Origin of the sequence: Sporosarcina sp. ANT_H38 (genome assembly GCF_008369195.1) — a bacterium.
In the GTDB taxonomy this organism is placed as follows: Bacteria; Bacillota; Bacilli; order Bacillales_A; family Planococcaceae; genus Sporosarcina.
Genome location: NZ_VOBC01000001.1, coordinates 23081 through 34141, shown reverse-complemented (window position 1 = coordinate 34141; position 11061 = coordinate 23081). Strand labels below are relative to the sequence as shown.

The following is an 11061-nucleotide window of genomic DNA, read 5'->3' as shown; positions in this document are numbered from 1 at the left end:
CTTCTCACCTTTTCATTTTCGGAACAAACTTGTATGTACCCATTCTCCATAACCATTCTAACGGTCCAAAGTAAAAGTGCTTCATCCATACGTTTGAAAATAGTAGTTGTGCAGTAAATAGTAGAGCACAGTAGATTATAGCATCTTTAGGTGTCGAAACCATTGAAGCAATGACTGTTACCCCAAAAATGGTTTGCAAAATATAGTTTGTCAGTGACATTCGACCGTATGGAACCACGCTTGCAAAAAGGGTACGGACTCTTTTGTGCTCCAAAAGAAGCAATCCGCCTGTGATATACATTAATCCAATAATACTTACAAAAAAAGTGAATTTTAAATGTAATTCTATTTGTAACCACAATATGCCTATCGATAAAATAACAGTACTTATAAAAATCATTTTTATCAATGGCTTCTTTGTTTTTACATCGAATAGACCATAATTGTATAAAACAGACCCCAACAACATATGACCCAACGTTTGTCCAACTACAAATAGACTTAATAATTCGCCCGGAATTGACAATGGAGTAAAGTGATGAACAAGTGTATATATATCTACGAAGAATGTTAAAAATAATGCACAGCCCAAAATGAAATGTTTGTTCAAGCGAATGAACACTAACAATAAAGTGCCAATGGCTGCGTAACCTATCAATACGTCAGGGGCTGAAAACGCAACGTTAACGATTCCGAAGACAAATAACAAAAGCATTCGACGTATATAAGTCCACGTACTTAAGCCTTTACTCTCCAAACGCGAGAGGAAAATAGTAGCTCCAACTCCGAATAGAAATGCAAAGATAAAATGGAATTTCCCATGTATGAATAAACCGGTAAAGATAGCGTATAAAGATCCTTGTAAATTTCTATATGCTTCTTCAGATATAAAAGAGTTGATGTTTATTAAAAAAATCCCCATAATCGCAAATCCTCTAATGATATCGATCGAATAAATTCTTTCTGTGTTGTTATGCATTAAAATTTCCTTTCTTGAAGCAGTGTGATCTGTCACTTATATTCTATTGGTTGACTGAAAATTCTACTCAAAATAGCCGCAGTACTTAGATTGCCCCCCCATAGTCCTAACTGATTTGCTTCAGGCTTAGGGGGGTGTCCCATTTAATCGAAATTACACTAGCTGTCGTACGGAATCATTCATTTAAGCTTGCATTTTTATCTACCCTTTTAGCCTTCAATTTTCTTTTTTGCTTTTTCAGGAATATCATTTAACTGTACCTCATCGTAGGATGTTACGTCATTCCCATTTTTAATATATAACATTAAATATGCATCTTGACGTAGCTCTTTAGACGCTGAAAATTCCACGTCAATCTTTTTGCCATTTTCGTCGTATGCCGGTAGTGTATACCAGTAACTTTTCAAGATTTCACCAGTGCTTAATTTTGCTTCATCCACTGTGGTAGTAGTTGTAATTTGTACATATGCATTGTCTTTCCCAAATCGGTTAACATCGACTACTGTTAGTATAATAATGGCCCCGACTATTACTGCTATTACTGCTACTACAATCCCTATAAATAATTTTTTCATGTTTATCCCTCCAGATAATTTTACTGAATTAGTTTATGAATGCTGCGCACGCTGACGAAATAGTAAATTGAATAAATCATTGCGTACGCTACCATCCAAATGATGACGGGTACAAGGAAGTCCATATTGAGTAAACTTGAGAATGCGGTTAATGCAACTGCACCGTGAGAAATTCCCAATATGAGCGGAATTGTAAATACAATTCCGATCTGACCACGAATCGTACGCTTCATTTCTTTGTTTGAAACCCCTATTTTACGAAGAATCATGTACTTTTCTTTGTCTTCCTCTGCTTCAGTCATCACCTTGAAGAAGATGATACTACCTGTTGCGATAAGGAAAACGAGTCCTAAAAAGCTACCAACAAATAGCAGAGAACCGAATGCTTGAATCGAATCTTTATAATTTTGTGTTGCGCTGGAGAAGTTTTCTGTCGACATCGCTAACTTATTTGATAGTGCAAGTTGGCTTTTAAAGGCTTTTACTTGTACAGCATGATAGGTTTTTTCGACTTCGTTAATCTCGTTAAATAACTGATCTGATACGACAATGGCACTTGCACCAAAAGTCATTGTGTTAAGGATAGCCAAGTCATACAACTTCGCCACCTCATACTTCGTTCCTTCAATTGTTACAGAGTCATTCTTTTGTGACCAACGTTCATCGTAACTTGCGTCAATCATTACAATCTCATCTTGCGTAAACGGTTGAATATCCGACCATTCTAAGTCTTTCGCTAGTCTTTCGAATGTAGATTGGTTAATGACTGCATATTCCATTTCCTGTTCGTCCGTTACAACACGAAGTGTCTTGCTTTTTATGATTGCTTCCCGTTCAATGATTTCCGGGTCAATGTCTTGCGGGGTACCCTCCCACATAAATGTATAAGGCGAATCGGTCAATACATTCTTTTCAGCATTGTAGTAAATTCCAAATACTGCACCACCTGATGTAATCGTCGTGGCACTTAAAATAGCAATAATCGTAAGTGTTTTCGCATTGCCACGAATTCGGTACAATAGCTGTGATACCGTCATTAAGTTAAGCCCTTTCCATGCCCAGCGCTCCTGTTTTTTCATCGTCGATAGTACGTATACAAGTACACTATGGAATAGTAAGTATGTGCCAATCACTGTCAAAGCGATAATCACAAGCGGCATCGCTAGTCCCAATTTCCGCCAAATGTCAGATGTCATCAAATCTTGTAACGCGAGCCAGTAAGCTGCAGTTACCATTAACACACCTAAAAAAACTGCGATAATACGAGCTTTGGGTAATTCCTCTCCTTTTTGCGAGGCATGAAATAGATCGATTAACTTGAACTGATAAATTACACGATAGCCCTGGAGTGATGTAAAAAGAAAGATGATGAAGAAAACAATCAGTGTATTCATCACTGCATTGATTGAAAATGCAAATCCTATATCAATATCCAGTCCCATCAAACTCACCAAAATTGTCAGTAATCCCTGTGAGGACAAAAAACCAAGCCCTATGCCAACAGCGAGTGACAGTATTCCGATGACCATATTTTCAAAGAATAATAAGGAGCCAATGGAACGTTTACGGACACCTAAAAGTGAATAGAGGGCAACTTCCTTTTTTCTTTTTTTCATAAAGAATGAATTCGAGTAGACAATGAATATCGCGACGAAAATCATTAATACAAACGCTGCAACACTCATAATGCCTTTAATTTGTTTTGATGCTTCAGCGAGTGATTGTATATCCTCACTATATTTAAGTGTCACAAATGTAAAGTAAATAATGATTGAAAAAATGGTCGATCCGATATAAAGTGAATAACTTTTTAAGTTGCGACGAATATTTTTTAACGCAATATCAAATAATGTCATGCACATCACCGCCTATGTGTGCAAGCTCTTCTAAAATCATGTGAAAAAATTGCTTGCGTGTTTTCATACCACGGAATAACTCTTTCGATAGATTACCGTCTTTGATAAATAAAATACGGCGACAGAAACTTGCGGCGTATGCATCGTGTGTAACCATCATGATAGTTGCTTCGTGCTCAGTATTTAAGGTACTTAAACTTCCCAGCAAATCCGTTGCCGATTTTGAATCCAATGCCCCTGTTGGTTCATCTGCAAAAATTAGCTTAGGATTTGAGATTAACGCACGACTTGCAGCTGTTCGTTGCTTTTGTCCACCTGAAATCTGATAAGGAAATTTGTCTAGTAGCTCTGAAATGCCGAATGTGCGGGCAATTGTTTCTACACGTTCCTTAATCTCTGCGGCTGGCTTTTTAGCAATCGCCAGTGGTAAAAGGATATTTTCGCGAACTGTCAGTGAGTCAAGTAAGTGATAATCTTGAAATATAAAGCCGAGATGATCCCTCCGGAAATCTGCGAGTTCTTCCGCATCCATTTTCGCGATATTATCATTGCCGATGAAAATATCACCTCTTGTCGGCAAGTCAATAGTTGCAAGCACATTCAACAAGGTTGATTTCCCTGCTCCTGAAGAACCCATTACACCGACAAATTCACCATGGTCAATCTCAAATGAAATATGATCAAGTGCCTTATATTTATTCGCACCTTTTCCATACGTTTTTTCAACATTTCGTACCATCAATAATGGTTTCATTCATCCACACCTCTTTCGACTCCTTTTACTATATCGGGCAGACCTGACGCTAAAGTCACGGCTATCTTACAAAATCCTTAAGGAATAGAAATCTATCTGGATATTTTTAAGAATAGGTACGCGAAACCAGCTTTTGTTCTACCTTCATCCCCAATTGCTTTATACTGTAACGAAGGAGTAGTCACTTACACTACAAATTCGAAAAGGATGTGTGGAAAATGGAAAAACCGCGTATTTTAGTGGTGGATGATGAAAGTGATTTATGTCATCTGATGAAAACAGCGCTGATGAAGGAAGGGTTTTCAGAGATAGAAATGGCAGGCTCTATAAAAGAAGGCTGGGAGAAGTTTGAAACGTTTTCGCCGAGTATTGCCATTTTGGATATAACATTACCCGATGGCGAGGGCTATGATTTATGCAAGAAGATACGCGAAGTCTCACATATTCCTGTATTGTTTTTATCTGCTAAGTCAGATGAAATTGACAAAATTGTAGGACTAGCTATAGGTGGTGATGATTATATTACCAAACCATTCAGCCCGAAAGAGGTGGCATTTCGTGTAAAAGCACAGCTTAGACGAGTCGGGTATTATGAGACCCAAACGTCCAGTCCATCAAATACACCTGAAACAATTGCCGTGGGTCCATTTTCAATTACCCACGATGAAACAGAAGTACTACGAGACGGTGATTCACTTGAATTAACGGCAAAAGAGGTCGGCTTAATGGCGTGCTTTATGCGTAACCCCAATCGGATTTTAAGTAAAGAAACACTTTTTGAGCGTGTTTGGGGGGAAGACTTTTACGGGGCAGATAATACGGTAATGGTTCATATCAGACGTCTGCGTGAAAAAATTGAGGATAATCCGTCAAAGCCAATCTTTATTACAACTATTAAAGGGCTTGGTTATAAATTGATAGTGAAATAGGTGATTTAAGTGAAATGGAAATTGACTACACGCTATTTAGTGTCTGTGCTCAGTATTGTCTTCATCATTATTTTCATCAATACATTCATTTTGATTGGCATTCTTTATTATCAGAATACACATGGCATCAATGACGTTTCCGGTAATTCGGGAGAAGGCTTTACACGTCATTTCAGCGGCTACTTATCGCTTGAAGATGGTCAACCAGTTATTTCAGATGAAGGTGTGATAGCACTTCAAGAATTTGGTGGATGGATTCAAGTGTTAGATGACAATGGAGAGGTTGTCGCAGCTGCGCTCACACCGAATGATTTACCGACACATTATAGCCCGATTGAACTTGTGCACAGATATAAGTATATGGATGATACGTTTACAACCTACTTTATTGGGAAGTTTGTTTCTTACAGCTATCTGATTGGTGTCTTAGATTCCAAAGAAGAGCGTGCAGTGCTCATGGTAAATGCACAATCTGTTTTTTCGTATGTAACTAAGGCATTACTTTTTATCGTTGTTGTCGATTTAGTAATTGTGATACTTGTAGGATTACTGTTTAGCGCAGTTTTAACAAAACCTATTTCATTTATGATTAATCGAATAGCGCAGCTCAAAAAACGTGACTTTACTGTTCAAGAAACCGGGAAAACGGGTATTTATCAGTCTGTATTTTCCAATTTGAATGATGTCTCCGAAACACTACAGACACATGATGATGAACGAATGAAGCTTGAAAAGATGCGTAAAGAATGGATTAGCCATGTATCCCATGACTTGAAAACACCGCTGGCTTCCATTCAAGGATATGCGGAGTTATTAAGTGAGCAAGAAGTAACGTATTTGGAGCGTTTGGAGTTTGCCGAGGTCATCAGTCGAAAATCTATTTATATGAAGGAACTGCTGGATGATTTTAATTTGACATTACGTTTACGCAATCAGGAAATGCCTTTAACCTTAAAGGAAACACGTATCGAAAGCTTTGTACGAGAACTGGTGATTGAGTTATTGAATGAGCCGCAGTTTGCTAAATACGATATTTCCTTCATTGGTGAAGAACCTAACTTAACATGGGAAATTGATCGTCATCTTATGAAGCGCACCATTTTAAACTTGATTTATAATGCGATTATTCACAATGATGAAGAAATTTCTATCGCAATTCGTGTCACGATTGATGGCATTTCCATTGAAGATAACGGAAAAGGCATTGCAGCACATGATTTGGACCAAATCTTTGAACGGTACTACCGTGGAACGAATACCGAGAACATTCACGGAACCGGTCTCGGCATGGCTATTGCCAGGGATATCGTTGAAGCGCATGGTGGAAGTGTTAGGTTAACAAGTGAAGTGGGTAGCGGAACAATGGTGAAAATTCGACTGAGTGAATAAAGTGCAAAAGCGCAGGGGGCCGAACTGCAACGACAGCCGTAAGAGGAACCATCGAAGCGGCGTTCTTTGCCACGCAAGCAGGGCAACGAGGAGTTGGACTTTGGAATCCAGCCGCAAAACCTCTATGAACGTAAGCGTAAAAAATAACGCCCACCTGTCAGGTTAGAAACGATTGGTGGTTTAATAGTAGTCCTAGGTATTTTTAATACCCATTCAGAGAGCGAGAATCCATAAAACGTGCCCTATAATTAAAATTGATGAGTACTTTTATTTTTGTCAAACCACCTGATAAGAAAAGCAAAATGCCACAACACAAATTCCGTGTTGTGGCATTTTTGTCTATCTCACTATCCATCCATTGTAACTTCATTTTACAATCTCCTTACTGGTTTAGATTCCAATCAGTATGCAGGATTGAAAATATCATCGCATCGTGGGAATCTCCATTTTGGAATAAATAACTTCTTAACTTTCCTTCTTCAACGAAGCCATTTTTCTTCAGAAGCCCTATCGATGCACCATTTGCCGGAAATGTGACTGCCCCCATGCGATGTAATCCAAGTTCTTCAAACGAATAATCCAATACTGCATGCAGTGCCTCCGAAGTAATACCACTTCTCCAAAAGTCAGGGTGTATTTCAAAACCGACTTCAGCTTTTTTCATACCGAGCGCCAAGTTATTCAATCCAATTGTGCCTACAAACTGGTTCCCGTCTTTTATGATAATCGCCCAGCGCATTCCCCTTTTTGTTTCATAAGTACTTTTAAAATGCCCAATAATTTTTTCCGCCTGAGCCAACTCGAACATTGGATCCATGCCGTAATACTTAACTACTTCGGGGTTAGCAAAAATGGTGAATAGTGCAGTCGCATGTTCAGGTTCCACTTCAGCCAATCGAAGTCGTTGCGTAGTTAAAATTGGAAATGTCATAGTAGCCCCTCTTTCACTTCAATTTCAACTATATCTGCCAAGGCTAACGGTTTACATTGTTCTATATACTTTTCCTCCGCGGGAAAATACCGTTGTTCATACTTTATAGCGATTTCTTCCTTATTCCCTATATAAATGTCCCTATCTGAGATACGTTTTAACCTCGTCTCTTTATCCACCTCTAGATAGATTACTGTTTCAAAATACGGTCTCAGTTCAGGGCGTTGTAGAAAAACCCCTTCAACGATTACTGATGTTCCCACTGGGATTTCAATTTCCCGTAGCATATAACTGTTAGTTTCTCTGTTATAGACTTCGATTGTTTCCTTCACATCCAAACCACTTTTCAATGGTAGCAGTATTTTTTGTATTAAATAATCATACCGCCATTGTAAATGATAATAGCAATACCATTCTTCATAATTCTCGTTATAACGAACTTCCTTTTTGTGTACAAAATCATCAAGGTGCAAGATCAATGAGCCCTCTAACTGTCGCTGCAATTGATAGGCATACATCGATTTTCCCGATCCGCCAAGACCATCAATTCCAATGAGAGTGGAACGCTTAGAGTGATTTTTCATTTCGGTATTCCCATTTCACGAAATGGATAGAACCTAAACTTCACTGAACCAACGACTGATTTTTCGTCGATAAATCCGATGATTCTGCTATCTGTACTGTTTCTTCGGTTATCACCTAGCACGAATAAAGAGCCTTCTGGTACTTCCACTTCGAAGTCTTGTGTTAACTTTTGCCCTTCAAAAATTTCAGCTTTATTCGCTTGCACATAGTCCTCTTCATACTCCACACCATTTACATAAAGCTTATCGTTGTTCATGAGGACGACATCCCCGGGAAGACCAATTACCCGCTTAATGAAATCGTCTTCTGAATCCGGTGCATGGAAAACAATCATGTCAAATCGTTCAATCTTGAAAATTTTAGAAATGACTACTTTATTATCATTTTCAAAAGTCGGCTGCATCGATTGACCAGAGACGACAACTGGTGTAAATAAAAATTGACGTATGACAATTGCAATGACAAATGCAATTGCTAATGATTGTATCCACGAAATGAGCTCACTTTTACCGCCTTCCTTCATATGACACCCCCACCCACTGTATTATTCATATTATCTAAACACTTCATGTTTCTATTTTTTCACACTACTATGCTCTATATTCTATTCTTTCTCCTAAACTCCTGCCCAACTTAAAAGATTGTTATTTTAAAAATCCCTCTCCATATACCACGATGTTGCGTAAGTGAAAAAGTACGTCAATAGACGATTCCATTTTATCGCCTACTAGTGAAGCGGTTCCGTCCAAAGACAGAACCGCTAACAGATTTGGATTAAGCTTCAACTCTCTCTGTTAATTCACTCGTTTTCATCTCTAAATAAAACCTTTCAAATTCCCAGAAAGCCACTATTATTGTACTTTGAAATGGTTTATTGCGACGTGCAACTGGTCACTTAAGCCCGACAAAGTATCCGCGGATTGTGCTACTTCACGGATTGCACGAAGCTGCTCGTCTGTCGATGCACTGATTTCTTCACTTGCTGCCGCCGTTTCCTCAGCTGTCGCCGCCATTGTTTCAATCGTCTGCATGACCGTTTCTTTATGTTCGACAACTATATTTACTTCATCATAGACACTACTGATTGATTGTTCTAGCTTGTTCATGAGTCCAGAAATATCTCCAAACGTAATTTGTGTAGCTTGCACAACTTTACCTTGTTCCTCGAATGTCTCCCCGGTTTCTCTCATTTGCACGGAAACTTGACGAGAGCCATTTTGAAGTTCTTGAACGGTTGCTTTTACTTTCTCTGTTGCGCGTGCAGATTGTTCAGCGAGTATCCTCACTTCATCAGCAACGACTGCAAAGCCTTTACCATGTTCGCCTGCACGTGCAGCTTCAATACTCGCATTGAGCGCTAACAAGTTCGTTTGCGTAGAAATTTGGGTAATCGTTTCCATGACAACTCCGATTGCGCCTACTTTTGTTTCCAATTCTCCAATGACATCTGCCATCGATTGCAAATTCGACTTCCAACTATCAAATGATGATTGAAGCTGATTGACTTGGCTGAGCCCGCTTTTATTGACTTCTTCCGTTTCCGACGCAATGTCAGTCATGATACCCACTTTTTCTTGAATCCCAATGAGTTGTGTGCTTAGTTGGTCGACTGTTTGCGTCACATCTTCTGTATCATGTGCAGATTTCGTTGCACCCGATGCAATGTCATCGATCGCTCCAGCCATCTGCTCACTAACGGCATTTGTCTCTTCTGCAGAGGCACTCAAGCTTTCAGCTGCTAGGCGAACTTCATCTACAGAACGATTAACAAGCATAATAACGTCACGAACTTTTGAAGTCATCGCATTAAAATTGTTGGCTAGTTGCCCAAATTCATCTTTAGATTTAACGTCCGCATATGCGCTTAGGTTTCCATCAGCCATTTCATCCATCGCGGATTGAAGTGCATACAGTGGCCTAATAAGCTGCGAAATTAATAGCCATAAAATTATAATGACTGCTACTTCAGTAGTAAGCGAAATGAGTATAATTGTATTTTGTGCAGCAGTGACAGAGCCCTTAATGGTAGCCACATCATAGACCGCCCCTATTTTCCAGTTAAAACTATCAACTGTCTTATATACACCTATCTTTTTTCGACCATTTTCACTAAACTCCATTATTCCATCCTTGTTCCCTTCGGCATACATGGAGGCAACCTGCTTTTCTTCGATACTGCTTTCACCTTGCGTAACGGGATGAACGACTGCTACACCCGCCGCGTCGTAAATGAACTGATAACCATCGAATCCTGGATCCGTTTTACCGATGCGGTCTGAAAGTGATGTCAACAAGAGATCGGCGCCAATTGCACCAACAAATTCACCATTTTTCATGATCCCCTTTGCAACTGTAATAACATAGCCACCTGTAAATGCGTCCACATAGGGATCCGACCAGACGATTTGACCTTGATTTTCTTTCGCTAATTGATACCATCCCCGCGAGGTTGGATCATACCCAACAGGCGGAGGCGTATCTCCAACAAGTTTTGTGTGTTTATTTTCAAACCCGAAATAGATAGCCTCAGTTTCAGTTAGTTGATTTTTATATGTAGAAAATGCATCGTGCATACCTTTATCAAGAAGATCTGTCATATCTTCTTTACCAGTTTGCGTATCGATATAATCAATGACACTACTATTTTCGGCTAAAATCCCTAACGCATTTTCATACTGCATAAGGAAATTCAGAATGGAATGATTCATTTCCTCAACAGTTACTTTGCTGTTGTTCAGTATATTTTCAGTAGCATTTTTCTCCATTTGCATGCTGACAACCACGTAAATTAATGTGATTGAAATGAAAAATAGTAGAAAAGTGCCTAATACAATTTTTGTGCGAATCGATTTCATTTTCACTCTCTCCTTCCTCAAATAGGGTTTGCTTAGTCATATTGATTAGTAGATCCCATTTTTCAATTATAGTCTAATAGTCTGTTATATCAACTGATTATTAGATCATTATAATTATTTAGAATAAAAAGTGTCGTAACCCTGACTTGTTTTAGAGATAAATCATAGGTTTTTCATATGGAGCACTGTCTAGACTCCAGCGCCTAGC

At 38.9% G+C, this 11061-nt stretch carries 10 protein-coding genes; 2 read left to right on the top strand and 8 right to left on the bottom strand.

Annotated features, from left to right (window positions below):
- Nucleotides 1-4 precede the first annotated feature (4 nt).
- From FQ087_RS00320 to FQ087_RS00305, 4 genes are all read right to left on the bottom strand, one after another.
- Nucleotides 5-979 carry a DUF418 domain-containing protein gene (locus FQ087_RS00320; protein WP_149578587.1) on the bottom strand — a complete coding sequence of 325 codons (975 nt, stop codon included), beginning with the start codon at nucleotides 977-979 and terminating at the stop codon, nucleotides 5-7.
- Between the two features lie 209 nt (nucleotides 980-1188).
- Complete coding sequence (locus FQ087_RS00315; RefSeq protein ID WP_149578586.1) at nucleotides 1189-1554, bottom strand: YxeA family protein; 366 nt, start codon at nucleotides 1552-1554, stop codon at nucleotides 1189-1191.
- 20 nt (nucleotides 1555-1574) lie between these two features.
- Nucleotides 1575-3410, bottom strand: coding sequence for an FtsX-like permease family protein (locus FQ087_RS00310; protein WP_149578585.1), 1836 nt, complete (start codon nucleotides 3408-3410; stop codon nucleotides 1575-1577).
- Nucleotides 3397-4164 (bottom strand): ABC transporter ATP-binding protein, encoded by a 768-nt coding sequence (locus FQ087_RS00305; protein ID WP_149578584.1) that lies wholly within the window; start codon nucleotides 4162-4164, stop codon nucleotides 3397-3399. Before FQ087_RS00305 ends, FQ087_RS00310 begins: the two co-directional genes overlap by 14 nt.
- Before the next feature lie 218 nt (nucleotides 4165-4382).
- Here FQ087_RS00305 and FQ087_RS00300 point away from each other — a divergent pair, with 218 nt between their 5' ends.
- Both FQ087_RS00300 and FQ087_RS00295 read left to right on the top strand, forming a co-directional pair.
- The gene (locus FQ087_RS00300; RefSeq protein ID WP_149578583.1) at nucleotides 4383-5093 is read left to right on the top strand and encodes a response regulator transcription factor; all 711 of its coding nucleotides are present in this window, start codon (nucleotides 4383-4385) and stop codon (nucleotides 5091-5093) included.
- A gap of 9 nt (nucleotides 5094-5102) precedes the next feature.
- A complete protein-coding gene (locus FQ087_RS00295) occupies nucleotides 5103-6482 on the top strand; it encodes a sensor histidine kinase (protein ID WP_149578582.1) in 1380 nt (459 codons plus the stop codon).
- A 382-nt stretch (nucleotides 6483-6864) separates the two neighbouring features.
- Here the strand turns inward: FQ087_RS00295 and FQ087_RS00290 are convergent, their stop codons facing one another.
- The 4 genes from FQ087_RS00290 to FQ087_RS00275 form a co-directional block, all read right to left on the bottom strand.
- Nucleotides 6865-7413, bottom strand: coding sequence for a GNAT family N-acetyltransferase (locus FQ087_RS00290; RefSeq protein WP_149578581.1), 549 nt, complete (start codon nucleotides 7411-7413; stop codon nucleotides 6865-6867).
- Nucleotides 7410-7997, bottom strand: a complete 588-nt coding sequence (locus FQ087_RS00285) for a nucleoside/nucleotide kinase family protein (RefSeq protein ID WP_149578580.1) — start codon at nucleotides 7995-7997, stop codon at nucleotides 7410-7412. The genes FQ087_RS00290 and FQ087_RS00285 overlap by 4 nt, the downstream gene beginning before the upstream one ends.
- Nucleotides 7994-8521: a signal peptidase I gene (gene lepB, locus FQ087_RS00280; RefSeq protein ID WP_149578579.1), complete on the bottom strand. Its 528-nt coding sequence runs from the start codon at nucleotides 8519-8521 to the stop codon at nucleotides 7994-7996. Before lepB ends, FQ087_RS00285 begins: the two co-directional genes overlap by 4 nt.
- Nucleotides 8522-8849: 328 nt before the next feature.
- Nucleotides 8850-10853: a methyl-accepting chemotaxis protein gene (locus FQ087_RS00275; protein ID WP_149578578.1), complete on the bottom strand. Its 2004-nt coding sequence runs from the start codon at nucleotides 10851-10853 to the stop codon at nucleotides 8850-8852.
- Nucleotides 10854-11061: the final 208 nt, after the last annotated feature.

Bases quoted from the DNA above. Each gene is read 5' to 3' on its own strand.
- FQ087_RS00320 (WP_149578587.1), bottom strand. From the start codon at position 979: ATGCATAACAACACAGAAAGAATTTATTCGATCGATATCATTAGAGGA.
- FQ087_RS00315 (WP_149578586.1), bottom strand. From the start codon at position 1,554: ATGAAAAAATTATTTATAGGGATTGTAGTAGCAGTAATAGCAGTAATA.
- FQ087_RS00310 (WP_149578585.1), bottom strand. From the start codon at position 3,410: ATGACATTATTTGATATTGCGTTAAAAAATATTCGTCGCAACTTAAAA.
- FQ087_RS00305 (WP_149578584.1), bottom strand. From the start codon at position 4,164: ATGAAACCATTATTGATGGTACGAAATGTTGAAAAAACGTATGGAAAA.
- FQ087_RS00300 (WP_149578583.1), top strand. From the start codon at position 4,383: ATGGAAAAACCGCGTATTTTAGTGGTGGATGATGAAAGTGATTTATGT.
- FQ087_RS00290 (WP_149578581.1), bottom strand. From the start codon at position 7,413: ATGACATTTCCAATTTTAACTACGCAACGACTTCGATTGGCTGAAGTG.
- FQ087_RS00285 (WP_149578580.1), bottom strand. From the start codon at position 7,997: ATGAAAAATCACTCTAAGCGTTCCACTCTCATTGGAATTGATGGTCTT.
- lepB (WP_149578579.1), bottom strand. From the start codon at position 8,521: ATGAAGGAAGGCGGTAAAAGTGAGCTCATTTCGTGGATACAATCATTA.
- FQ087_RS00275 (WP_149578578.1), bottom strand. From the start codon at position 10,853: ATGAAATCGATTCGCACAAAAATTGTATTAGGCACTTTTCTACTATTT.